This is a genomic window from Leucobacter sp. USCH14, assembly GCF_037619215.1.
GTDB lineage: Bacteria > Actinomycetota > Actinomycetes > Actinomycetales > Microbacteriaceae > Leucobacter.
This window is the reverse complement of sequence record NZ_JAQPZP010000002.1, coordinates 205,849-230,525: the sequence shown is the minus strand read 5'-3', so window position 1 is coordinate 230,525 and position 24,677 is coordinate 205,849. Positions and strand designations below refer to the sequence as shown.

General features: G+C 65.2%; 22 protein-coding genes and 1 pseudogene. 5 read left to right on the top strand and 18 right to left on the bottom strand.

Features of this window, described 5'->3' with window-relative positions; translation table 11 throughout:
- The first annotated feature begins 118 nt into the window (after positions 1 to 118).
- Complete coding sequence (locus PQI23_RS03400) at positions 119 to 1,198, top strand: SDR family oxidoreductase (protein WP_339971537.1); 1,080 nt, start codon at positions 119 to 121, stop codon at positions 1,196 to 1,198.
- A gap of 102 nt (positions 1,199 to 1,300) precedes the next feature.
- On the opposite strand, the gene PQI23_RS03395 is transcribed toward PQI23_RS03400, so the two are convergent.
- From PQI23_RS03395 to PQI23_RS03330, 15 genes and pseudogenes are all read right to left on the bottom strand, one after another.
- Positions 1,301 to 3,799, bottom strand: a complete 2,499-nt coding sequence (locus PQI23_RS03395; protein ID WP_339971535.1) for an ATP-binding cassette domain-containing protein — start codon at positions 3,797 to 3,799, stop codon at positions 1,301 to 1,303.
- 69 nt (positions 3,800 to 3,868) lie between these two features.
- Positions 3,869 to 4,981 (bottom strand): substrate-binding domain-containing protein, encoded by a 1,113-nt coding sequence (locus tag PQI23_RS03390; protein ID WP_339971533.1) that lies wholly within the window; start codon positions 4,979 to 4,981, stop codon positions 3,869 to 3,871.
- Between the two features lie 45 nt (positions 4,982 to 5,026).
- A complete protein-coding gene (locus tag PQI23_RS03385) occupies positions 5,027 to 5,998 on the bottom strand; it encodes an ABC transporter permease (protein WP_339971531.1) in 972 nt (323 codons plus the stop codon).
- A 200-nt stretch (positions 5,999 to 6,198) separates the two neighbouring features.
- Positions 6,199 to 6,972: an SDR family NAD(P)-dependent oxidoreductase gene (locus PQI23_RS03380; RefSeq protein WP_339971530.1), complete on the bottom strand. Its 774-nt coding sequence runs from the start codon at positions 6,970 to 6,972 to the stop codon at positions 6,199 to 6,201.
- A 1-nt stretch (position 6,973) separates the two neighbouring features.
- Positions 6,974 to 7,984, bottom strand: a complete 1,011-nt coding sequence (locus PQI23_RS03375) for a Gfo/Idh/MocA family protein (RefSeq protein ID WP_339971529.1) — start codon at positions 7,982 to 7,984, stop codon at positions 6,974 to 6,976.
- Between the two features lie 40 nt (positions 7,985 to 8,024).
- Complete coding sequence (locus tag PQI23_RS03370; protein ID WP_339971528.1) at positions 8,025 to 9,083, bottom strand: 2,3-butanediol dehydrogenase; 1,059 nt, start codon at positions 9,081 to 9,083, stop codon at positions 8,025 to 8,027.
- 54 nt (positions 9,084 to 9,137) lie between these two features.
- Positions 9,138 to 9,917, bottom strand: coding sequence for an SDR family NAD(P)-dependent oxidoreductase (locus PQI23_RS03365; RefSeq protein ID WP_339971526.1), 780 nt, complete (start codon positions 9,915 to 9,917; stop codon positions 9,138 to 9,140).
- Positions 9,918 to 10,075: 158 nt separating this feature from the next.
- A complete protein-coding gene (locus PQI23_RS03360) occupies positions 10,076 to 11,035 on the bottom strand; it encodes an aldo/keto reductase (RefSeq protein WP_339971525.1) in 960 nt (319 codons plus the stop codon).
- 23 nt (positions 11,036 to 11,058) lie between these two features.
- The gene (locus tag PQI23_RS03355; RefSeq protein WP_445238399.1) at positions 11,059 to 12,072 is read right to left on the bottom strand and encodes an ATP-binding cassette domain-containing protein; all 1,014 of its coding nucleotides are present in this window, start codon (positions 12,070 to 12,072) and stop codon (positions 11,059 to 11,061) included.
- Between the two features lie 33 nt (positions 12,073 to 12,105).
- A pseudogene (locus tag PQI23_RS13960) lies at positions 12,106 to 12,504 on the bottom strand (ATP-binding cassette domain-containing protein); the annotation flags it as partial.
- Between the two features lie 105 nt (positions 12,505 to 12,609).
- The gene (locus tag PQI23_RS03350; RefSeq protein ID WP_339971521.1) at positions 12,610 to 13,587 is read right to left on the bottom strand and encodes an ABC transporter permease; all 978 of its coding nucleotides are present in this window, start codon (positions 13,585 to 13,587) and stop codon (positions 12,610 to 12,612) included.
- A 105-nt stretch (positions 13,588 to 13,692) separates the two neighbouring features.
- Positions 13,693 to 14,949, bottom strand: a complete 1,257-nt coding sequence (locus tag PQI23_RS03345; protein ID WP_339971519.1) for a sugar ABC transporter substrate-binding protein — start codon at positions 14,947 to 14,949, stop codon at positions 13,693 to 13,695.
- Positions 14,950 to 15,065: 116 nt separating this feature from the next.
- Entirely contained in the window at positions 15,066 to 15,488 is a 423-nt protein-coding gene (locus tag PQI23_RS03340) for a cupin domain-containing protein (protein WP_339971517.1), read from the bottom strand.
- Positions 15,489 to 15,501: 13 nt separating this feature from the next.
- Positions 15,502 to 16,308: an SDR family NAD(P)-dependent oxidoreductase gene (locus PQI23_RS03335; protein ID WP_339971515.1), complete on the bottom strand. Its 807-nt coding sequence runs from the start codon at positions 16,306 to 16,308 to the stop codon at positions 15,502 to 15,504.
- 67 nt (positions 16,309 to 16,375) lie between these two features.
- Positions 16,376 to 17,164, bottom strand: coding sequence for an SDR family NAD(P)-dependent oxidoreductase (locus PQI23_RS03330; protein WP_339971513.1), 789 nt, complete (start codon positions 17,162 to 17,164; stop codon positions 16,376 to 16,378).
- Between the two features lie 203 nt (positions 17,165 to 17,367).
- Here PQI23_RS03330 and PQI23_RS03325 point away from each other — a divergent pair, with 203 nt between their 5' ends.
- On the top strand, positions 17,368 to 17,829 hold the full coding sequence (locus tag PQI23_RS03325; RefSeq protein ID WP_339971511.1) for a VOC family protein: 462 nt from the start codon (positions 17,368 to 17,370) through the stop codon (positions 17,827 to 17,829).
- 56 nt (positions 17,830 to 17,885) lie between these two features.
- Here the strand turns inward: PQI23_RS03325 and PQI23_RS03320 are convergent, their stop codons facing one another.
- Positions 17,886 to 18,941, bottom strand: coding sequence for a zinc-dependent alcohol dehydrogenase (locus PQI23_RS03320; RefSeq protein WP_339971509.1), 1,056 nt, complete (start codon positions 18,939 to 18,941; stop codon positions 17,886 to 17,888).
- Between the two features lie 7 nt (positions 18,942 to 18,948).
- Positions 18,949 to 20,328, bottom strand: coding sequence for a M24 family metallopeptidase (locus PQI23_RS03315; RefSeq protein WP_339971507.1), 1,380 nt, complete (start codon positions 20,326 to 20,328; stop codon positions 18,949 to 18,951).
- A 267-nt stretch (positions 20,329 to 20,595) separates the two neighbouring features.
- On the opposite strand from PQI23_RS03315, the gene PQI23_RS03310 reads away from it, so the two are divergent.
- Together PQI23_RS03310 and PQI23_RS03305 are read left to right on the top strand one after the other, a co-directional pair.
- Positions 20,596 to 21,318 (top strand): SDR family NAD(P)-dependent oxidoreductase, encoded by a 723-nt coding sequence (locus PQI23_RS03310; protein WP_339971505.1) that lies wholly within the window; start codon positions 20,596 to 20,598, stop codon positions 21,316 to 21,318.
- A gap of 72 nt (positions 21,319 to 21,390) precedes the next feature.
- On the top strand, positions 21,391 to 22,266 hold the full coding sequence (locus PQI23_RS03305; protein WP_339971503.1) for a sugar phosphate isomerase/epimerase family protein: 876 nt from the start codon (positions 21,391 to 21,393) through the stop codon (positions 22,264 to 22,266).
- Positions 22,267 to 22,289: 23 nt separating this feature from the next.
- On the opposite strand, the gene PQI23_RS03300 is transcribed toward PQI23_RS03305, so the two are convergent.
- Positions 22,290 to 23,510: an MFS transporter gene (locus PQI23_RS03300; protein WP_339971501.1), complete on the bottom strand. Its 1,221-nt coding sequence runs from the start codon at positions 23,508 to 23,510 to the stop codon at positions 22,290 to 22,292.
- Between the two features lie 283 nt (positions 23,511 to 23,793).
- Here PQI23_RS03300 and PQI23_RS03295 point away from each other — a divergent pair, with 283 nt between their 5' ends.
- Entirely contained in the window at positions 23,794 to 24,675 is an 882-nt protein-coding gene (locus tag PQI23_RS03295) for an NAD(P)-dependent oxidoreductase (RefSeq protein WP_339971500.1), read from the top strand.
- The last annotated feature ends 2 nt before the right edge of the window (positions 24,676 to 24,677 follow it).

Sequence of the window (24,677 nt, the reverse complement as noted above, 5' to 3'; positions counted from 1 at the left end):
GATCGATCCACTCCTGTTCATATTTACTGAGCAGAATGTACAGTCTAAATGTACGTCATCGGCGAGAGCGTTTCAAACACTGCGGACGCCGGCCGACGGCCGATCGAGGAGGAATGACGTGGAACCATCGAAGGATCAGCGCAGGGCGCTCGTGGTCGGGGCGAGCGGAATCTCGGGCCAGGCGGTCTGTCGCGAGCTCGTACGGCAGGGGTGGGAGGTGCACGGCCTGAGTCGCTCCGGTCGCGCGCCGGAGGGCACGACCGCGATCCGAGCCGACCTGCTCGATCCCGAGTCGCTCGACCCGCTCGCCTCGATTCGGCCGAACGCCGTGTTCATCACCACATGGATGCGTATGGAGACCGAAGCAGAGAACATCCGGGTGAATCGCTCTGCCATGGAGCACCTGATGGCCGCGCTCGAGCCGGCGCACTCGGTGCGCCACGTGTCGCTCATGACGGGCCTCAAGCACTACCTCGGCCCGTTCGAGGCCTACGCGCAGGGCGCCTCGGCCGACACCCCGTTCCACGAGGACGAACCGCGAATCGAGATTCCGAACTTCTACTACGCCCAGGAGGACGTGCTCTTCGCCGCCGCCGAGCGGCAGGGATTCACCTGGAGCGCCCACCGCTCGCACACGGTCATCGGGTTCGCGACGGGCAACGCGATGAACATGGCACTGACGCTCGCCGTGTACGCCGAACTGTGCCGCGCAACCGGAGAGCCGTTCATCTTCCCGGGCTCCGAAGTGCAGTGGAACGGCATCACGGATGTCACCGACGTCGATCTGCTCGCCGAGCAGATGGTGTGGGCCGCCGAAACGCCCGCGGCGGCGAACACGTCCTTCAACATCTCGAACGGCGATGTCTTCCGCTGGCGGTGGATGTGGAAGCAGATCGCTGAGTACTTCGGCGTGACCTGGGAAGGGCACAACGGCGTCGACCGCCCCCTCGAGCCCCGCGTGCACGCGCTCGAAGGGGCGTGGAGTGACATCGTCGAACAGCACGGGCTCGCCGAGCCCGACCTCTCCCGGCTCGCCTCCTGGTGGCACTCCGACAGCGATCTCGGGCGCCCGCTCGAGTGCTTCGCCGATATGCGACGCAGCCGAGAGCGGGGTTTCGACAACAACCGCGTCACCATCGACAGCTTCATCCACGCGTTCGATCGTTATCGCGAGGCGGGCATCCTCCCGAAGCGCTGAATCGGCCCCGCGGCCGGGCAGGCCGGCTCCATGCTCACAGCGGGCGGTTCCGAGAGCTTCCGAGCTCTGGGAGCCGCCCGCTGATGCGATCCGGCTCCCGGATCAGGCGGCGACCCGGCTCTTCACACGCGCCCGCACGACGGAGTAGATCACCGCGGCCGCGAGAATCATGATGCCCTGCAGATAGTACTGCCACGATTGATCCAGCTTGAGGAAGAACATCGCATTGAGCACCTGCGTGAGCAGCAGTGCGCCGAGCAGGCTTCCGACGAACGTGCCGCGCCCCCCGAACAGGCTCGTGCCGCCGAGCACGACCGCGGTGACGCTGGTGAGCGTGTAATTGACTCCCTGAGCGGCATCTCCGACGCCCACCTGCGCCATGAGCATCAGTGCTCCGAGGAATGTGAGGAGAGAGCCGAACACGTAGGCGGAGATCACCGTGCGATTGATCTTCACCCCGACCCTCCGGGCATTCGGCTCGTCCGACCCGGCGGCGCGCAGCTTCCACCCCCACTGCGTCTTCTTGAGCGCGAGCTCCAGTCCGGCTGCTACCGCCACGAGCGCGATGAACGCGACGGGAAGCGCGTCGAACAGCTTGTACTGGATCACGGCGGAGACTGCGGCGTCGATGGTTCCGCCCGGCGTCGGCCTGAGGATGAAGCTGAACCCCTGCAGCGCGAAGTACGTGGCGAGCGTGGCGGCGATCGCCGTGAATTTCAGGTATCTGATGAGGAGACCGTTCACGAGACCGTTGATGATCGCGACCGCGATCATCGCGGCGAGCCCGAGCAGCATGGACCCGACGGTCGCCCCCGAGAAGTGGAACGATGAGATCACCACGAGCAGCCCGACCAACGGGCCGAGCGACATGTCGATTCCGCCGAGCAGCAGCGCGAGCGTCTGCCCCAGGGCGACGAAACCGAGTGCGGCCGTCAGCGTCAGAACCGACGCCACGTTGAACGCGTTCAGGTACTTGTCGTTCTGAGCCAGGATGTAGAGCGCGAGCGCGATGATCACGACGCCCAGCAGCGCCACCGGCGCATAGTCGCCTTGCAGGAAGCGCGTGAGTCTGCTCGTTCCGCGCTCGCGCGATACGGCGACCGGCAGACTCTCCGTGCGCGAGGAGACGGCGGTGTGCACCATCCGCTCCTCTTGAATGTCGTCCCCCACGAGCTCGGTCACGATCTGACCTCGGGAGAGCACGATGACGCGGTCGCAGAGTCCTTCGAGTTCCTTCGCGTCCGACGATGCGACGACGACCGGGGTGCCCTGCGCCGATATCTCCCGGAGGATCCCGTAGAGTTCGGCGCGCGCGCCGACGTCGACACCTTGAGTCGGCTCGTGGGCGAGCACGATCTTCGGCTGGGAGAGTACCGTCCGCGCCATGACGACCTTCTGCTGGTTGCCGCCGGAGAGCGACGACACCTCCGCATCGAGCGAGGGCGCCTTGACCGCGAGCGATCGCAACTGATCCGTCACGAGATCGAGCTCTTGACGTCGGCTGAGCGCCGGCCCCTTGCGGAAGCGCTTCAGCGCGGTGATCGCAGCGTTCTCCCGAACGGACATTCGCATGATGAGGCCTTCATGGTGGCGGTCGGCCGGCATGTAGCCCGATGCATCGAGGAGTTGCTTGGTGCTCAGCTCCCTGCCGCCGATCTCGACCCTGCCCTGGTGCGGGGCGAGGCCCGCGAGAGCCCGCATGAGCTCCTCCTGCCCATTGCCCACGACACCGGCGATTCCGACGATCTCTCCGGGCTTGGCAGTGAACGATATGTCATGAATTCCATCTGCGGTCACGTGCTCGACGACGAGGTTCGGGGTGTCGGATCCGCCGGTGCGCTTGTCGGGGAACGTCGAGGAGAGACGGCGGCCGACGATGAGCGCGAGGAGATCGTCATCGCTGACATCGTCGATGAGCGTGTCGGATCGCGCGACATGCCCGTCCCGCAGCACGGTCACGCGCTGCGCGAGTTCGCGCACCTCGGCCATACGGTGGGTGATGTACACGATGGCGGTGCCCTCGGCCGTCCACTCGGCGACGAGTTCGAACAGCATCTGGACGGAGTCGCTGCCGAGCGGAGCCGTCGGCTCGTCGAGCACGAGCACGCGAGGGTGCAGAGCGAGCGCTTTCGCGATCTCCAGAAGATGCTTCTGCGCGACGCTGAGGTTCTCGACCTTGTCGGCGAGATGCACGCGCAGGCGCACCCGCGCGAGCAGCTCCTCCGCGACCTCCTTCGCCGGGCGCCCGGCGAATACGGAGTGCGGGAGTGCTACACGCAGATTCTCGAGCACGCTGAGATCGGGGAGGACCGCCGGGTGCTGATGCACGATCGCGATGCCCAGCTCCGATGCCTGGGTCGGCGTCAGCGAGCCGAAGCTCTCGCCGCCGATCTCGATGCTGCCTGCGTCGGGGGTCAGGGAACCGGTGGCCACATTCATCAGTGTCGACTTGCCCGCGCCGTTCTCGCCGAGGAGCGCGTGCACCTCGCCGGCGTAGACATTCAGGGATACGTCGGTCAGCGCGGGTACACCCGAGAAGCTCTTCCCGATTCCGTTGAGAGACATCACCGGTACGGGTGCGTTGGCATCGCTCTGCTGCACGTTGGGTTCCTTAGAGATGTGTGGCCGATGCGCCGACGGGTCGTCTCCGTCGGCGCATCGGCGATCGAGTTAGCGGCCGATGATCTCCGCCTGCTGATCACCGGTCAGGGCGGCAGAGGAGAGGTAGATGTCATCGGGCAGATCCGGCTCGCACTGCACCGGCTTGTCCTCGGCGGTCGAATCCTCGAAGATTCCGCTCTGGTAGGCGGTCTCCTCGGGGACCTCTCCGCCGGTGGCGCGTGCGACGGCGTGCTGCACGGCGAGTGCGATGTTGTCGGTGCCCGTCTTGATGGTCATCATCTTGAAGTCGGGATTGTCCGCTTGGTGATCGGTCCAGAAGCAACCGAGCACGTTGCCGTCGGAAGCCGCGAGTGCGGGAATGGAGCGACCTGCTTTCTCGAACTCCGGCAGTGCTCCGACGAGCGACGGGCCGTAATCCGAGACGATGACGTCGATCTGCGGATGCTTCGCGATAGCCGCGGTGAGCACCTGCTGCGTCTTGGCGGGATCCCAGTCGGTGATCTCGAAGGGCTGCTCTCCGATGAACTCGTACTTGTCATCGCCGCCGAGCACGTTGTCGAGACCCTCCTTCTCATCGAGACCCTGGGTGGTGCCCGCCGGACCGCTCATGAAGAGAATCTTCGCTCCATCGGGGAACTGCTCCTTGATCCAGTTGCCGAAGGTCTCGCCGTCGTTGACGTAGTCGGAACCGATCCAGATGTCGTAGTCGGTCTCGTCCTCGCCGCCGACGCCGTCACGGTAGGGAACGGTGACGACGCCCGCCTGATGAGCGGAACGGAGCGCAGGCAGCACGGCCTCGCCCGACGCGGTGTGCACGATGATGGCGTTCGAACCGGTGGCGACCGCGCCGTTGATGTCTGAGATGGCCTTCTGCGTGTCGCCCTGACCGTCGATCGTCTCCCAGGAGGTGACGCTCGGGCACTTCTCCGCCTCGATCTTTCCGGTCTCCGCGGCGATCTTGCGCCAGCCGTTGACGATGTAGCCGTCGAGGAACGCGACCGAGGCCTCGTCCGGCCCGCACCATGCAGGGGCATCCGCGTTTCCGCCTCCGCCGGCTTCTCCGCCCTGCTCCGAGCCGCCGCCCGACGAACATGAGGTGAGCGCGAGGAGGCCCACCGAGAGCGCCGCTGCTCCCGTGAGCAGCTTCCGGTTGATCTTCATGATGTGTCCTTTCAGTTGAAGGTGCTTGTCCTGCGTGCGCAAGGGTCACGTCGACGCCTGCGGCACGGCAAGTCGATGACGGCCGGTGATCCAGCGGCGTACGCGGGCCCAATCGACCGTGTAGATGGCGACGCCGATCACGAACGCGGCGGCCTGCATGAGTGTGCGCGCCGCGTAGGGAATCCCGAGGGCCAGCGAGAACTGCTCGAGCTGCGTGAGGAACAGAGCCGCGACGATGGTGGCGACGGGGAAGCCTCGGCCGCCGAGCAACGAGGTGCCGCCGAGGACGACGACAGCGACCGAGGGCAGCAGGTAGTTGTTGCCGAGGTAGGCCGTGGGCTGAGCGACAACGCCCGCGAGGATGATGCCCGCGGTGAAGTACAGCAGCTGCGCCCAGACGTACGCGCTCACCTTGTGCGTGCGCACCCGCAGGCCCATGGCGCGCGTCGCAGCCGGGCTCGCACCGATCCCCTCGAAACGACGCCCGGCCGCACTCTTCTTGAGCAGCAGGGCGACCGCCGCGAGCGCGACGATCAGGTAGACGGCGGTGTTGGGCACTCCGAGCACGTTGCCGTTCGTGATCTCGGCGAGCAGGGGCGTGGTGGTGCGCGGCACGCCTCCCGAGATGACGAGGATCGCACCGAACATGAGTCCATTGCTGCCGAGGGTGGTGATCACCGCGTTGAGCCCGAGCACGCCGACCAGCACCCCGTTGACAAGACCGCCGACCACCGCGAAGACGATGCACAGCAGCACCGCGACCCAGAGGCGACTCGAATCGCCATTCGGCACGTGCGTCGAGAGCACGACCGCCAGTGAGACGGCCCCTGGTACGGAGAGGTCGATGCCCGCCTGCTGCACGACGAGCATCTGACCGAGGCCCGCGATCCCGAGAACAGTTGCGAAGGGGATGATCCCGAGCAGCACGGCGGGAGTCACGCTGGAGGGTGCGATGAGGAAACCCAGCACGATGATCGCCGCGAGAGCGATGACCATCGTCACAAGCCCCCGTGACACGGGGACTCCCGCACCCTTGAGCACGCGCGGTGAAGCCGCCTCAGCCTCCATCATTTCTCCCTTGAATATCCGGACCCCGCCTGTGCAGCGAGTCGTTGAGCTACGCTCTAAGCCGTTAAGTGACACTCTACTTGCTCTGCATGCCGCGCCAGCTCGTCGGAGCCTTCCGATGCGGAATCGTTACCGACGCGGCCATCCCGTCACTGGGCGGTGTACCCGCCGTCGATGATCAGCTCGGTGCCCGTCACGAACTTCGATTCATCCGAGGCGAGGTACACCATTGCGTAAGCGACGTCCTCCGGCTCTCCGATCACGCCCAGAGGATGGATGGATCGCATCTGCTCGAGATATCCCTCCACGCCGCCGGGCATCCGGCTGCCCTTCTCGATGTTGAGCGGCGTCAGAATCGTTCCCGGCATCACCGAGTTCACGCGAATGCCCTCGGGGGCGTACGTAATCGCATCAGTCTTCGACATCAGCCGAACGGCGGCCTTCGTGGTGTGGTACACCGGAACATCGGCGTTGCCGATGAGCCCATAGATCGAAGACGTATTGACGATGCTCTTCATCCCGCTTGTTCTGCGCATGTGGGGAATCGCGTGCTTCGTGCACAGAAACGGCCCTCCGACGTTCACCGTGAACACGGATTTCCAGTCGTCGAACGCCACTTGGTCCGTCGGCTCCATCGGGCCCGAGATGCCGGCGTTGTTGATCAGCACGTTGAGGGCGCCGAATCGCTCGAAGACCTCCGCGAACACCGCTTCCACCCGAGCCTCGTCGGTCGTGTTCATCTGCCAGAACTCCGCGCGACCGCCCGAATCGCGGATCTCTTCCGCCACCTGATCGCCGCGCTCGGACATATCCGTCATCGCCACGACCGCCCCCTCCAGGGCGAACATCCGCGCTATGGCCTCCCCCATGCCGTTCGCCGCGCCCGTGATCAGTGCGACCTTCCCCGCCAATCGTCCACTCATGTCACTCGTTCCTCTCGATCGTCTGCCGGACCGGCAGGCCCGCCATCTCGTACGCCGCATCGATGGTGCGCATGTTCCTCACGGCTGCGGCGGTCGTCGTGTGATAGTCAGCACCGAGCCGGACCGCATCTCGAAACGCGCGCATCTGATGGACGAAACTGCTCGTCCTTCCCAGGTGCTCGGTGCGGGCATCCGACCCGGTGCTCACGAGGAGGCGATCATCGGTGTGCACATAGCTGAGGTTGCATTGATGCAGCGACCCCTGCGAGCCGATCGCCGTCAAGCTGAACTCCCGAGGCCCCACGAGATTCACTTCGGCGACGCCGTGCACGCCTCCGGGCAGAGCGAACGTGAGTTCGGCCCAGGAATCCACTCTCGGGTCCGCGCCCGACCGTGAGCCGGTCTTGACGGCAAGCAGCTGCGCTTCGCCGCCGAGTTCAGCAGCGACGTGATCGAGTGCGTCGATGACGTAGCACCCCACGTCCATGAGCGCCCCACCCGCGAGCGGCCAGGACCAGCGAATATCCGAGAGATCGGGCACGTCCACGGTCATCACCGCGCGGACGAACTGCACGTCCCCGATCTCGCCGCTGCGCAGCACGTCCTTGAACCGACGGAAGACCGGGTGGTAGCCGTAGTGAAATCCGTTGAACACCACGAGGTTCGGCCGTTCCGATGCCGCCCGGTGTACCGCCGCGGCCTCGGCCGCGTTGCTCGCGAAGGGCTTCTCTGCGAGGAGGTGCTTGCCCGCAGCGATCGCCTGAAGATTCCACGGCGCGTGCAGCGCGTTCGGCAGTGGGTTGTATACCACTTCGACTTCGGGGTCTGCGACGAGTGCCGCGTAATCGTCGAGGGCGCGTTCGATGCCGTGCTCCTCCGCGTACGCCTGTGCTCTCTCGGGTTCGCGGGCCGCGACTGCGACGATTCGCGCCCCGACGTCCCGGGCCGGTCGGATGGGCGTGTGCTCATTGATCCTGGCTGTACCGAGAACGCCGATCCTCAATGGCTCCATGTGTGTCTCCTCATCGCGACGAGTGGGATGGAGAGTCCGATCACCCGCGTGCGTTGATGAGCAGCTTCACCTCGTCGCCCGTCGGCGAGAGCAGCGTGTCGAATCCCGCGACGATCTCTTCGATGTCGACCTGAGCCGTGACGACCTTCTCCACGGGAAGCCCGAGGCGACTGATCAGATCGATGACACGCGGCCAATCGTTGAGCGGGTAGCACCATGTGCCGTTGTACGTCAGCTCACGCAGTGAGATCTGCATCGGATCGATCTCGGCCGGTCGAGTGAAGAGGCCGGTCTGGGTGACGGTTCCGCGCGACCGCACGGCACCGATCGCCGCCTCCAGTGCTCGGCCGTTGCCCGAGCACTCGATCGCCGCATCCGCACCGCGACCGTTCGTGAGATCGCGCATGTACTGCGCGACGTCGACGCTGGTCGGGTCGAGCGCCTCACCCACGCCGAGCGCGGCAGCGCGCTCGCGCCGTTTCGAATTGGGCTCCGAGATCACGACCCGCGCGCCGAGCGCAGCCGCGTAGATGGCGGCGAGCGAACCGATCGGGCCCCCGCCGGTGATGAGCACCGTATCTCCCGGGCGCACACCGGCAGTGTCCACTCCGCAGGCGGCGACCGCCATGGGCTCGACGAGAGCCCCCTGCACCTCGGTCATATTCTCGGGCAGTGCGAACGCGGCGCGCGCAGGCACGATCGCGAGCTCGGCGATGCCGCCCCACTCGTCGCTCAGCCCGATGCACGCCATCTTCTCGCAGAGGTGACCGAGCCCACGGCGGCAGTAGTAGCACTCGCCGCAGGCGAGGATCGGCATGACTGAGACCCGATCCCCCGGCACCAGATGCGTCACTGCAGATCCGACCTCGACGACCTCGGCCGAGAACTCGTGCCCGAGGATCTGCGGGGCCCTCGATCCGTTCAGCGCGTGCGGCTCGGTGGGAATGACGATCGGGCCGGCGGCGTATTCGTGCAGGTCCGTGCCGCAGATGCCGCACCAGTACGGCGCGACGAGCACCTCATCCGCTGCCACCGACTTCGGGGCGTCGACCTGCTCGACGCGAATATCTCCGGACCCGTAATACACCGCTGCGCGCATCCGCTGTACTCCTTCTGTGTGTTCGTGCTGGGGCATTCGAGGCGTGCCGGCTGATCAGACCAGGATCATGCCGCCCTCGATCGGAATGATCTGTCCGGTGATGTAGTCGGAATCCTCCGCGGCCAGGAAGATGGCGGTCGGCACGATGTCGGCGGGCTGCGCCGGTCGGCCGAGCAGAATGTCTCCCGACATCGAAGCGAATCCGGAGTCCCCTTCACCCATCTTCTCCAGATCCGCATCGAGCTTGTCCCAGAGCGGAGTGGCGACGACACCGGGCGCGAACCCGTTGACCGTGATGCCGTGCTCGGCGAGCGCCCGAGCGCCCGCCTGAGTGAGTGAGATGACCGCGGACTTGGCTGCGGAGTACGGTGCGAAGCTCGCGAACCCGGTGCGGCCGGCGATCGAAGCGGTGTTGACGATCTTGCCCCCGCCGCCCTGAGCGATGAACTGCTTGGCAGCCTCCTGCGTGCCGACGAGCGTGCCGAGTGCGTTCACGCTCATGACCTTCGAGAAGTTCTCCTCGGTGATCTCCAGGTACTTCATCGGAGCGTTCATCCCCGCGTTGTTGAAGTACGCGTCGATCCTGCCGAACCGTTCGACCGCGGCTTCGATGCCCGCCCGCACTGCGGCGCGATCGGTGATGTCCATTCGCACGGCGAGCGCGGCTCCACCGCTCTCGATGATCTCGTCGGCGATGGTCTGCGCCGCCTCGAGGTTGAGGTCGGCGAGCACCACGTTCGCACCCTCGGCGGCGAGACCCCGGACGATGCCGGCCCCGATGCCGGAAGCCGCTCCGGTGACTACTGCCGTTCGCCCTGCCAGTCGTGACGTCATTGTCTACCTTCTTCCTTGAAACGGTGTTCTCAGCTGACTTCGCATTGTGTGAATGTCTACTGAACAGTCCGAGTGTCACTCTACATCGATAACGCCGATATTTGCGAGAAATCACGATGACATGTCCTGGAGGTAACGTGATTTCGCTGATTCGTTTATTACCGCTGTACGCTCTCCATCCAGCTCCAGTCCTCGTTCTCCTGCAGCCCGACTTCCCACTGCTGCTCGACGAGCGGCAGCCGATGCGCGAGCACCGCATCGAGCGCGTCGTCGTCGATCGCGGCGTCCAGCGCCGCGATCGCGGACTTCAGGTGGGAGATGCTCGTCGTACCGACCACGGTCGTCGCGGCTGCGACGCGCTGGAGCGCATACTGGTTCGCGAGGAAGGCGATATCGACTCCCTGCGCAGCGGCTGTACGCGCCATCTGCTGGGCCGCGCGCAATGACACCGCCGATGCGATGTTGTGCTCGGTCATCTGCAGCACGCCGGGAACCAGGATTCCGAGCGAGACCGCAGCCGCATTCATCAGGCCGACCCCTCGTTCCTCCGCGATCGGAGCGAGCTCGTCGCTGAGCGAATTGTCGAGCAGGGTCCCGTGCGCGTAGTTGAGCACGACATCGACGTTCGTCTCGAGCATTGCCCGACGGGTGGTCGGCAGCGAGTAGCAGGTCATGCCCACGAAGCGGCACTTGCCCTCGCGCTTCAACTCCTGCAGCGCCTCGCATGTCTCGGTGAAAACCGGGCCGAGCGGCTGGAAGTCGATGTCGTGCAGCTGAAAGACGTCGACGGAGTCGCGCCCGAGCAGCCGCAGACTGCGTTCGAGACTGCGACGGATCCCCTTCGGCGAGAAGTCGAACTCATCCCACCCGAGCCGACCTCCTTTCGTCGCAATCGCGACATCGTCGGGGAGATCGCCCGCCATCCGTCCCAGGCGCTCCTCCGCGTCGCCGTAGTAGGACGACGTATCGATCAGATTCACGCCGAGATCGACAGCGGCGAACAGAGCGTCGCGCGCTCGTTCGAACGATACTTCTCCGAACAGCCCTCCGAGCGGCGCCGTGCCGAACGACACCGCCGAAACATCGAGCCCGGTCTTGCCGAGCGGGCGGAACTCCATGATGCTCTCCTCATCCTTGCGCGTCAGACCATCTCAGCGACGAGATCGACCTCTTCCGGCGGTGCATCCGCATCGACCACGTGCTCGGTGCGCACCCGACCGTCCTTCATGACGAGGATGCGATCGCTCATGTTGATGAGCTCCGGCAGATCATCGCTGATGAGAATGACGGACACGCCGGTGGCCGTGATCTGCTCGAGAATCGAGTAGATCTCCCCCTTCGCCCCGACGTCCACGCCGTTCGTCGGATTGTCGAGTACGAGGAGTTTCGATCCGATCGTGAGCCATCGAGCGAGAATGACCTTCTGCTGGTTCCCTCCGCTCAGATTCCGGATCAGTGCGCCCGGGCCGGGCGTCTTGATGCTGAGCTGCTCGATCGCAGCCACCGCATCGCGCCGCTCCTTCTTGCCGTCGATCACGGCGCCGCCGATGGCTGCGCCGATGAAGGGAAGGGAGTGGTTCTGCGCCACACTCATCCCGAGAACCAGGCCCTCGCGGTGGCGCTCAGTGGGCACGTATCCGATGGAGTGCCGGATTCCCGCTCGAGGCCCAGCCCGACCCGGCGCCTCGCCGTTGATGAGGATCTCGCCACTGCACCCGCGACCGAGCTCGAAGATCGCGCGCCCCAGCGTGCCCTTCCCCGATCCCACGACCCCCGCAATCCCGATGATCTCGCCCGGCGCCACGCTCAGGGAGACATCGGAGAACCCCTTTGCGCTCGAGAACCTGTCGAGTCTCAGCACCGGTGCTTCTGCGGAACCCGTGCGCACGTGTCGTTCGCGCCGATGCATCGCGATGCTCCGCCCCACCATCATCGAATGGATGTCGGTCTCGCTCAGTTCGCGCGGTCGATCGTTCTCAGCCACTTTCTCGCCGTCCTTCAGGACGACGAGCCGGTCGCACAGACCCACGATCTCCTCGAGGCGGTGCGACACGAACACCTGCGCGGCCTGGTCTTTGATGCGGTTGACGAAGTTGAAGAAGAAATCGATCTGTCCGCGCGTGAGCGCACTCGTCGGCTCATCGAGCAGGATCACCGGATGAGTGATGCCGAGTTCGCGGGCTTGCGCGAGACACCGTACGATCTCGACGACCTGCCGTTCGGCGAAGTCGAGTCGGTTCAACGTCATCTCCGGCCGCAACGCGACGCCGAGCTCCTCGAATATCTCGCGCGCCTTGCGCTCCATGTCGCGCTTGCGCAGCACGCCGAGCTTCGAGAACTGCCGCTCCTGCGCCAGATAGACGTTCTCGGCGACGCTCAGGTTCGGTACGAGCGCCTGATGCTGGTACACGCGGAAGACGCCGCTCAGCGCGGACTGGTAGTAGGAGCGGAACTTCACCTGCTTACCGTTCAGTTCCAGCGTGCCCTCGTCCGGCTCCAGCGTTCCGCTCAGCATCGAGAGCAAGGTCGATTTGCCCGCACCGTTCTCGCCGACGAGCCCGAGCACCTCGCCCACGCGAATGTCCAGGTCGACCGACTTGTTCGCGTGCACCGGCCCGAAGCGCTTATCCAGCCCGCGAGCCACGAGTATCGGAGTCGTATCGCTCGTCATCGTTCCCACCTCGATTCGCATCTACTTGATGATCGTGAGCTTGGCGCGGTCGAGCGTCAGCGCGACGGCGGCGACGACGACGAGACCCTGGATGATGTTCTGCATATAGGGCATCACGCCCATCGAATTCAGTCCGACCGTGAGGGTCGTGATCACCAGCACGCCCAGCACGGTGCGCTGCACGCCGCCCACGCCGCCGGTGATTGCCGTGCCGCCCATCACCACTGCTGCAATCGAGTTCAGGGTGAGCGCGTCACCCATGCCAGGAGTTGCGGCACCGATGCGAGACGTGAGCAGAATTCCAGCGATCGCGGCGCAGAGTCCGACCAGGGTCAGCGACCAGAGCTTGACCCGGCGATTGGGGATGCCGGCGAGAGCGCTCACGGGCTCGGCGCCGCCGATCGCGAAGGTGTAGCGCCCGAACCGTGTCTTCGTGGCGATGAAGGTGAAGATCAGCCAGATGACGAGCGCCCAGATAACGAGGTTCGGGATCCCGAGCAGCAGTTGATCCTGAGAGATCCAGCGGAGTCCTGCATCGGTGACCTGCACGGGCCGGCCATCGACGAACCATGTGCCGACGCCTCCGACCGTCATCGACATGCCGAGCGTGACCAGGAAGCTCGGGACCTTCCCGTACGCGAAGATGAAGCCATTGATGAAGCCCACGATGAGCCCTACGGCGAGTGCGGCGACTACCGCCACGAGGACGTTCGCGTCCTTGGTCACGGAAGCCGTGACCAGACCGGTGAGCGAGACTGTCGCTCCGACCGAGAGGTCGATGCTTCCTTGAATGATGACGAGCGACATGCCGACCGCTACGACCAGCAGCACCGCGGACTCGCGCAGGATCGTGACGAGAGTACTCACCTGCAGGAACGACGGGCTGAGCACGGAGAACAGCACCAGCAGGATGACGATCGCGACGACCGGCAGTCCGATCGATTTGAGTGTTTCTCGGCGTTCCGCTCGGCCGAGATTGATGGCTTGAGTAGCGCTCATGTGGTTTCACAGACCCTTTCAGTTCGTGGGCCCGTGCCGAGGTTCGGAAGGAGCATCAATGTCCTCCCGAACCTCCGCCGAGCCGATCCTCTCGTGAGCGATCGCTCAGTCGCGACGCAGCGCCTTCCAGTGCTCGTCCCATTCGGTGTTCACTTCTTCGAGGTTGGGCAGATCCGCCGTGTACTCCTCGGGGAGTTCGTACCCCGAGGGCTTATCCGCCCACTTCCACATGTCCTCCATGTCCATGGCCTTGATGCCGTTCTGCGGATCCCAGTCGTCCGGGTATGCCACGCGGCTCATCTTCACCCAGTCCCACGGCAGTTTGCCGTCCTGGGTGTAGTTCTCGATGTAGTCGTCCACGTTGTCGCCGGTGACGAGCATGCCTTGAGAGAGGATCTGTCGGTTGAGCGCGCGGGGCGGCTCTCCGGACTTGCACGCGTCGAGCGCCTGTACGAAGGAGAATCCGGCATTCCAGTTCGGCAGTGACGAATTCACGGCGAAGATGTCGCCCGACTTGATGAGGTCCATTGTTCCCAGATTGCCGTCCATGCCGGTGATCGGAACGTCCTCGATGCCGGCCTCCTGCATCGCATTCAGAGCCCCGATCGCGACATCGTCGTTCTGGCCGAACACTCCGTCGATGTCCTTGCCGACACGATTGATGACACCGGACATCGCGGTGCGCGATGAGTCGCGATCCCATTCACCCGGTTGCCGATCGATCAGCTCGATGTCCGGGAACTCCTTCAGTGCATCATCGACGGCAAGTGTGCGCACGGAGTCGGGGGTCGCGCCGGGGTGGCCGGTGATGTGCACGAACCTGCCCTCCCCGCCCATCTCCTCGAAGAGAGCTGTAGCCGTCTCGTAGGCCGCGGCATACGTATCGGGGAAGATGTACTGGGTGTAGTTGTCGCCGTATTCGAACGGCGAGTCCCACGGATCCATCTCCCAGGTGTTCACAAGGCAGACGTCGTTCTCGTTCGCGATACGAGCGATCTCCGGCACCGGCCCGGAATCGGGCGCGGTGATGAAGATGATCTTCACGCCCGCGTCGACCTGCTGCTGGAATTGAGCGATTTCGGTGGCCGGGTCGCCCTCGTTCGTCTGCGAGACATACGTGCCGTTGAAGGCCTCGACAGCTGCGCGGGCACCCTGATCCCACGTCGAGTAGTAGTCGTTGTTCATGCTGGTGAACAGCGATGCGACGGTCTCGCCCTTGAGGTCGACCGATTCGGGCAGTTCCGACTGGTTCGCTGCGGCATCACCGCCCCCGCCGCCGTCGCCGCTCCCGCTGCAAGCGGTGATGGCCAGTAAGCCGACGGACAGGAGACCTGCCGTGACGACTCGACTCGTCTTCTTCATTCCTCACTCCTTCGTGATTCGCGTGGGCTTCTCATGTCGCGCCCGTGGTGGTGTGCGCCGCAGCGCCTTCGGTGTTCCTGCCGGTGAAAGCTCGTTTCTCAGAATGGCTCCGATACTCAATCCCAGTAGCGGGTCGAGACGAAGTGCGGCTCACCGTCCTTCGGGTATGCCGTGAAGCCGACCTTGTCCTTCGGCATGTAGCTGATGGCGAAGCAGAAGCACCGCATCGGCACCCCCTGGTCGGCCTCCAGCGAGTGGATGAGGTTGGGCCTGATCCGCACCAGCTCACCAGGTCCGAAGGGGGCCCGCTCCCCATCGATCACCATCGTGCCGTTCCCTTCGAGTACGAAGTAGAACTCATCGGTGTCGTGGGAGTGCGGTTCGATCGCGACGCCCTCTCCGATGCTGAACTCGTTGACGAACTCGAGGTAGCCGTGCACCTCTTCGCGAAGCTCCTCCATCTTGTAGAAGAACATGCTCTGCACGGTGCCGTCATGCTCCGACATGATCTCGCGCCCGTCGCGCCGCTGGATGTCCATGTGCGCACCTCCTCTAGAACAGCGCTCGAATGCTGCCGCCGTCGACGCCCAGGGTGGCCCCCGTGGTGAAGGCGGACACGTCGGAGGCTAGAAAAGCGACGGCAGCGCCGACCTCTTCGGGGCGGCCCATGCGCGCCATGGGAATGCCGCGGTCATCGATCAGCGCCTGGAGGGCGGCGTCGCCTTGCTTGTCATAGGCGTCCTCGACCGTCTTCTGCCACCCGTAGTTCTCGTCGGACCAGAAGGGAGTGTAAATCGGGCCGGGCGCCACGCAGTTCACCCGAATCGTCGGTGCGTACAGACGTGCAAGAGACTTCGCAACCGAAGCGACCGCTGCTTTGGAGGCCGCATAATCGGTGATCGAATCCTCCGGCTGCCGAGAGAGATCTGACGTGACGGTGACGACCGAGCCTCCGCCGTTCTCGCGCATCGCGGGCAGAAACGCCTTGCAGATGCGCACCATTGCGAACAGGTTGAGCTCGAGCGTGCGATGGAATTCCTCGTCGCTCGTCTCCTCGATGGTGCGCAGGCGGCCGGTACCGACGTTGTTCACGATCACGTCCGGTGCCGAGCCGAAGATGCTCCTCCCCTCGGCGACGACCGCATCGATTCCCCCCTGCGTCGCGAGATCTGCGACGATCGAGAACGACTCCGCGCCAACGGCATGGAGTTCGCCCCGCTGTCGCTCCAGTTTCGCCGCATCGATGTCGACGGAGACGGGTACGGCCCCCTCCGCTGCAAACGTGCGGACGATCGCATCGCCGATGCCTGATGCCCCGCCGGTGACGAGCACCCGCTTTCCTGTGAGTCTCAGATCCATGATTTCCTTCTCTGTGAATTCAGCCGAGGAGTTCCCCGCGGCCATGGGCCGTCCTGGGGAGCGAGCCTCAGGACATGACGACGCCGCCGTTGACGTCGAGCGTCGCGCCGGTGATGTAGCTCGCCTGATCGCTCGCGAGGAAGAAGATCGCATCCGAGATGACGTGCGGCTCGCCCGCGTACCTCATCGGAATCGTCGACCAGTGCTTGTCGCGCATCTCCTCGAACGTGATGCCGAGTTCCGCCGCCTCGTCGCGCAAGTGCTTCTGGTGCATCTGCGTGTTGGTGTTGCCCGGCGCGACGCTGTTCACGCGGATCCCGTCCTCGGCGAGCTCTCCGGCGAGTACCTGCACCAGGCTGATGACGCCGGCCTTCGACGTGCAGTACGCCGCATACAGGGGGTGGGCTTCCCGACCCCAGTAGGAGGCCACCATGACGATCGAACCGGTGCCGTCCGTTGGAATCAGCGGGATGAAGTGCTTGGCGAGGATGAACGGCCCCGTGAGATTGACGGCGTGGACCCGCTGGAACTCCTCGACCGGCAGACGGGTGACCGGCACGCCCTCCGACTGCAGCACGCCGGCGACCACAGCGAGGGTCGTCAGCTGACCGCTCCACCCGCGGACGGCCTCAGCCGCCGCTTCGACCGAGGGGACCGAGGACTGGTCGAGCTCGAGCGGAAGAACGTCGGCCCCCGGGAACTCCGTCCGCAGCTCTTCCGCCAACGCGTCGACGGCGTCCTGCCGAATGTCCGCGATCGCCACTCGATGGCCCTCGCGCACGAACCGCTGAGCCGTCTCCCGGCCGATTCCACCCGTGGCGCCCGTCACGAGCACGGAAGGTGCTGCATTCGTCATGTTGCTCCCTTGCATCATTTCCGAAAGTGAACGATCCTGTTCACCGACGGTTAAATACTTGCGGCAAGGTTCGTTACTGTCAAGCAATATAGAACAACATTTGCTGGCTATTCCCGGAATGTTCCCATTTCGTTGCCCTTCAGCAGTGAAACTTGTTAAGTGGGGATGTCCACGTACTATTCATCGCTCGCGAAGGAGCAGCAATGGCATTCACCGTAGAGGGCGTGCATCACGTCGGGATCACCGTTCGCGATATGCGGCGATCGTTCGAGTGGTACCGCACGATGTTCGGGCTGAACCCCGGCCCCGTGAACCACAACGAGGGTCCCGATCTCGAAGCGGGGGTCGAGGTCGACGGAGCAGTGCTCGATTACTCGATGATCGAAGTTGGATCGACACGGATCGAGTTTCTCGAGTACTCATTCCCCGAGGGCGACGACTTCCAGCTCCGCAACTGCGACGTCGGTGCAGCGCATCTGTGCTTCCAAGTCGATGACATGGACGCGGCGTACCGCGCACTCACCGAACGGGGAGCCGCGTTCAATGCGCCACCGGTGACGCTCACCGAAGGAGCGCTGACCGGATCGCAATGGGCGTATCTGCGAGACCCTGACGGACTGCAGATCGAGCTGTGGCAGTGGCCGGCGGGTCGAGCCCCCGCGTAACGGGGCGGAACGGCCGGTGCCCGGGAGCTCCACAGCCCCGGGCACCGGCCTCTTGTTCAGAGCGAGGGGTCGAACAGTACTTTGCCCTCGATCTTCCCGGTCGCGAGCAGGTCCAGCTGCTGCGGCAGATCGTCGAGAGGACGCACGGAGTCGAGTAGCTCACTCGCGAGGTTCGTCGTGGCGAGGATGTGCAGCGCCGCAGGCATGTCCTCGGCGCACACGTGCGCCAGGGTCGTGCGAATCGAGATCTCGCGGAAGACGAGCTGATGGATGTCGACCTCCTGCGGAGTCGTGGGCAGCCCGACCTGCAGTACCGTTCCGCCATCGCGCGTGAGCGCGATCGCGCGATTCAGCTGACCGGGTGCTCCGCTCGCCTCGATGACGACATCGAGTGCGCCCTGCAGCGCGGACAGCTCCTCCTCGAACGAGTCGCCGTCGACCGCTATCACTCGAGATGCGCCGACTCGCGACGCACGCTCCAACCGGCTCCCCGCGAAATCGACCACCGTCACATCCGTTTCGACGAGATGCTGCAGCCCTGCCAGCACGAACGTTCCGATCGCACCGGCGCCGATCAGCAGCACTCGATCACCCGCGCGGGCACCCGCTCGACGCGCGGCATGGAGCCCCACCGCCAGGGGCTGTGACAGGCCGGCCGCGTCGTCTGTCAGCTGATCCGGAATGCTCACCAGAGTGTCCGCTGCCACGGCGACGTACTGGGCCATGCCGCCTTCGACGTTCAGCCCGTAGGTGCGGTACACCTGGCAGAGGTTGGCGCGCCCCTCTCGGCAGCGGTCGCACTCGCCGCACGACACCCCCGCGCCGGATGCCACGCGACTGCCGACCGGAAAGCGCGGGTCCTCGCTCTGCACCACCTCGCCGATGAATTCGTGGCCGAGGATCAGCGGCCCGTGGTGCCCGCTGTGCGGATGAGCGCGGTCGACGGGGAACACCTTCGGCCCGGCTTTCCATTCCGAGGCGTCAGTGCCGCAGACGCCGGAACGGGACACTCGGATCAGTACTTCCCCCTGCTGCGGTGCGGGGCGATCGACGCTCTCGAGCCGCACATCGCGCGCGCCGTAGAACACGGCGGCTCGCATCTGCTCTGTCATCTTCGCTCTACTCCTCGCCCCGGCCCCACGGCGTATTGAGATGCGACTGCGAGCTGCGCAGCGTGGGGAGATCGAAACCTACCGCATGGTACTTCGGGCCCGCCACCAGCAGCTCCTCCGCTGGGAACTTCGTGATAACCTCGCACCCGTCGGCGGTCACGACGACCTCCTCCTCGATGCGCGCCGCCCCGATGCCATCAGCGGAGGGCCAGTAGGTCTCGAGGGCGAAGACCATGCCCTCCTTGAGCTCCTCGGGGTGGTCGAACGAGACGAGGCGGGAGAAGATCGGCTTCTCCCAGATCGACAGGCCCACGCCGTGCCCGTACTGCAGAGCGAACGCGGCCTCCTCATCCGGGAAGCCGAACTCCTCCGCCTTCGGCCACACCGCGACGATGTCGGCGGTCGTTGCTCCCGGCTTGACCAGCGCGATCGCACGGTCCATGTATTCACGCGCGCGCTTGTACGCGTCGACCTGCGCGGGGCTCGCCGAGCCGACGGCGAACGTGCGGTAGTAGCAGGTGCGATATCCCTGGTGACTGTGCAGGATGTCGAAGAAGGCGGGATCGCCTGGGCGGATCAAGCGATCCGAGTACACGTGCGGGTGCGGCGAGCAACGCTCGCCCGAGATGGCGTTCACGCCCTCGACGTACTCGGAGCCGAGGTCGTACAGCACCTTCGACACCAGACCGACGGTTTCGTTCTCTCGTACGCCCGGCTTGAGGAAGCGGTAGAGCTCGTCGTACGCCGCATCGACCATCGAGGCCGCCTGAGTGAGGAGCTGGATCTCCTCCTTCATCTTGACGGCGCGCGCGTTCAAGAACACCTGCTGGCCATCGACCACGGAGATTCCCGCCCGTTGAAGCGCGAGGAGGATCGGCATCTCGACGATGTCGACGCCGAGCGGCTCATTCAGCAGTCCGAACTTCTCGAGCTCGCGCTTGACCTTGCGCGCCACCTCGTCCGCGATGCCGGCGTCGGGATGGAATGCGCCGCGGAGCGTGGAGATGCCGGCGCGAGCGCCGGACTCGGCGCGCGGCTTCACGGCGCCATGATGGGGTTGGTGCGGATCGGCGTCCATCTCGGTGGTCGTCGTGTGCAACCAGGGGTTGTACAGATCGTGGTGCTTCGCCGCCGAGCCGAAGTCCCAGACGATCGGGTCGCTGTTCCGAGTGATCAACGAGAACCGGATCGCCTTGTCCATCGCCCATGTGCCGATGTGCGTCGCCGACATGTAGCGGATGTTCGAGAAGTCGAATGCGAGCAGGCCGCCGAGGTCGGATCGCTCGAGCTCGACCCTGAGGCGCGCAACACGGCCGGAGCGCAGGGCGTCCCGATCGATCCGAGCTTCCCAGTCGACGTCGTTCATCCCGAAAGTTGGAATCGGCATTGGTACCAGTCCTCACAGTCATCTACTCGCGCGGCGTGTGCGTCACTGCACCACCGGATCGAGACTTGCCTACATGTACACAGTAACTAAACACATGTCCACGGTCAATGAAGCAGCGAGGTGAACATTCAAGCGCATAAATACGGGCGTTTCGTCCGTAAGTGCTCGAAGACGTGCCCTACAAGTGGAGGACATTGACAGTGACGCTGAAGAAGTGTGTACTTTTGCTACACGGCCGCCACGGGTCGTTCTCTCGAAAGGACAGCAATGAGGCTGCAGCACAAGATCGCGCTGGTGACCGGAGCAGCGGGAGGCATCGGACGTGCGACCGCGGAACGCTTCGCTGAAGAGGGGGCGATCGTATTCGCGGCGGATGTGCGGGCCGCCGAACCCTATGAGGCCCCCGGCGTCACCTTCGTCGAGCTCGACGTCACCGACGAGCCGCAGTGGCAGCGCGTCGCGGGCGAGATCGTCTCCGAGCACGGGCGCATCGACGTGCTCTTCAACAATGCCGGAATCGTGAAGGCCTACGACGGAGTCGCCGAGATCGCGCTCGAGGATTGGCGCCAGGTCATCGACGTGAATCTGAACGGCGTGTTCTACGGCTGTCGCACCGTGATTCCCGTGATGCGGGAGAACGGCGGCGGCTCGATCATCAACACCTCCTCGATCTGGGGCATCGCCGGTGCAGCGGGGGTCGCCGCCTACACCGCGTCGAAGGCTGCAGTCCGTTCGCTCAGTAAGAACGTCGCGTTGACCTACATCGGCGAGGGAATCCGTTGCAACTCCATCCATCCCGGCCTCATCGCCACGCCCCTCATCGACGCTCAAGACGATGACGTGACCGCGGCCGTGCTGGCCCAGACGCCGATCGGCAGACTCGGGACGCCCCGCGAGATCGCGAACGGCGCGCTGTTCCTCGCGAGTGACGAGGCCAGCTACGTCACGGGCGCCGAGCTCGTGATCGACGGCGGTTACACCGCGCAGTAGATCGCACCCGTGATCCACGGGCCCGAACACCCCGCTCAGAGCGATCGATCGCTCGCCGCATCGAGGAGAACCATGCACATTCCCCCGCTCCTGGCCTCGTGCTGGACGCACGCTGGAAACGCCGCACCCCAGTGGCCCGACGAGCGCTCGCCGTTCGACATCCTCGAACGCGTCGCCGCGGTCGCAGACTCCGGCTGGCAGGGCATCGGCCTCGTGCACGCCGACCTCGTCGAGGTGAAACGCTCCATCGGCCTGCCGCGACTCGCATCCGCGATCCGCGACTCCGGTCTGGAACACGTCGAGGTTGAGTTTCTCGGTGATTGGTGGACGGATGGGATCGATCGCACGGCCTCCGATCAGGTGCGACGCGATCTGTTCGAGGCGGCCGAGGTGCTCGGCGCGCGCACCATCAAGGCGGCAGGCAGGATGTTCTCGGATGACGTCGATTTGGACATCATGGCCGAGGCGTTCGACCAGCTCGCCCGCGAGGCGAAGGAGCACGGAGCGCGGATCGCATTGGAGACCCTGCCCTTCACCAATTTCCGCACCGTGGGCGACGGATCGCGCTTCGTCAGCGGGGTCGGCAACGAGAACGGCGGCATCATCGTCGACATCTGGCACGTGTATCGAGCCGGCAACGTTCCTGATGACCTCCTGCGCGACGTCGACCCGAGGTACCTGTTCGCCGTGGAGCTCAACGACGCTCTCGCCCCGACCCCGCCCTACGAGGAGCTCTGGGCCGACACCGTCGACGAGCGACGCCTGCCCGGGGAGGGGGACTGGGACGTGCCGCGGTTCATCGAGGTCGTCCGCGAGCTCGGCTATTCGGGTGCATGGGGGGTCGAGATACTCTCCGCGGAGCATCGTCGGAAGAGCCTGCACGACGAGGTCGCCTCAGCTCTCGCTGCGACCCGTCGGGCATTCGAGCTGGCCGGGCCGGTGGGCTGAGCCTCTCCCCCGTCGACCCGCGCTCAGCCGGAGGTCACCGGGTGCGTGCGCATCCGGATCGTCTGCGCCGCCGCGCCCACCGCGAGGAGCACGAGCGCGACGAGCGAAACCGCGTGCGCCCCGGAGGCGCTCAGAGCGAAGCCGCCGATGGCGGCTCCGAGAAAGCTGCCGAGATTCGTCGTACCCGACGTGAAGGAGGCCGCGACCTTCGGCCATCTGCGAGCACTGGTGACGAAGAGGATCTGAATCGCCGGCGAGTACGAGCCCAGGGAGACCCCGATCAGCAGCATGCCGGCGATCGCGGTCGCCCCGCTCTCACACGGGATGCTCAACAGAGCAGCGGCGACCACTCCACTCGCGGCGCTGAGCGCGAACGTGAGTTCAGCCGAGACGTCGGTCAGCCATCCTCCGCCGAAGTTGCCGATGTTCATGCCGATCCCGAACAGCAGCATGAAGACCGCCACGGGGATCCCCGCTCCGTGCCCCACCCCCTGGAGCTGCTCGACCACGGGCGCCACATACGTGACGAGCATGAACGCGCCGATGGCGAGGCCGGTGCCGACGACCAGCAGCACGCCGATCTGCCCCACCGACCCTGTGCGTACCGCCTCGTCCCCGCGGAGCCGCGCGTGGTCCGACCCGAGGCGAGGAGACATGAGCAGCGCCGCGATGGGCACGAGGAACAGCGCCGAGCACAGCAGCAGCACGAGGCGCCAGTCGCCATTCGATCCCAGTACAGTGCCGAGTGGGACGCCGAGCAGGTTCGCGAGCGCGAAGCCCCCCAGCACGAGCGAGGCCCCTCTCCCCTGGTACCGGACTCCGAGCATGCGCCCCACCAGAATCGCGGCGAGACCCACGTACGAGGCGTGGGTCAGCGAACTCAGGAAGCGCAGCAGCACGGTGAGCGGAAGCGTGGGCGAGAACGACGTGCATGCAGTCCAGGCGAACATGGCCGCAGCGCACACCAGCAACGTGGTGCGCAGTGAGAGCCTGTGGAGCGCGATCGGCGTGACGACGAGGCCGACGACGACTCCGAGTGCGTAGAACGACACGACGTTGCCGGCCGATGCCACCGCCGCGTCTGGATTCACCGCGAAGCGCTCGGGGATGAGGTCCGCAGCGATCTGAGGCAGCAGGCCCATGACGACGAACTCGCTGATGCCGATGCCGAACGATCCGCAGACGAGTGCGGCGATCACCCACCCGCGACCGCGGATGCGCGCCGGTTCCGTTTCAAGGGCCATCGGTGCTCCTGTCTCAGTGCGTGTCGGCGTGGCTCCGCTCGCGTCGATCGCGCGCAAGCCGACGTCGCCACGTGCGATACTACCCGCGGTCTCCCTCGTTGGATCCAGTAAGGGTGAACGGTAAAGCGTCGGCTCGCCACCCAAGGGAGCGCCCTCGACCGGCCGTCATTGCGGGCTTCAACCGCTTCTGCCGCGAGAGTTCCGTTCCACCCACCCCAACCTGTGTACATAAGGACTAAACTGACTGTGAACTCTCATCACGGTCGACTTGAATGAGGAAGCTATGCAGACATCCATCGGATTCATCGGACTCGGCACCATGGGCGCAGCCATGGCTCAGCGCATCGCAGAGGCGGGGCACACACTCCGCATCTGGAATCGGACGCCCGGGAAGGCGCCCGGCGTCGTCGCTGCGGGAGGCGTCGAGTGCGAGCATCTCTCCGAAGTCCTCGACCAATCCGACATCGTGCTGTCGATGCTCGCGAATGACGCGGCCGCCGACGCCACCTTCTCAGAGGAGGCACTCGCGAGCGCGCGCGGGATCATCCACGTGAACATGGCGACCGTGAGCATCGAGATGAGTCGCAGGCTCGAGGCGCGTCACCGTGCAGCAGGTGTCGGCTACGTCGCGGCTCCCGTGCTCGGCCGACCCGAGGTCGCCGCGGCAGGCAAGCTGAACATCGTCGCCGCGGGCCCTGCGGAGCTCATCGATCAGGCGAAGCAAGTTCTCGCGCTCGTCGGCAAGCGCACCTGGAACGTCGGCACGGATCCCTCGCAGGCGAGCCTCGTGAAGATCGGGGTGAACTACAACCTCATCCACGCAATGCAGGCGCTCGGAGAATCGCTGTCGCTCGTCGAGCACGGCGGTATCGACGCGGAGACCTTCGTCGAGATTCTCACGGACGCGGCATTCACCGGATCCGCGTACGTGGGATACGGCGGCATGATCGCGAAGCGCGCCTACCGCCCGGCTGGCTTCACGGTCGACCTCGGCCTGAAAGACCTCACTCTCGCGGAACAGGCGGCGGCAGAGCTCGGGGCGGTACTGCCTACCGCCCGCACCCTGCGCGCAATGTTCACGGAGGCGCAGTCAGATCCCGAGCTCTCCGATGGGGACTGGTCGATCATCGCCGAGGTCATTCGACGCGGGCCGTCGCAGGCCTGAGT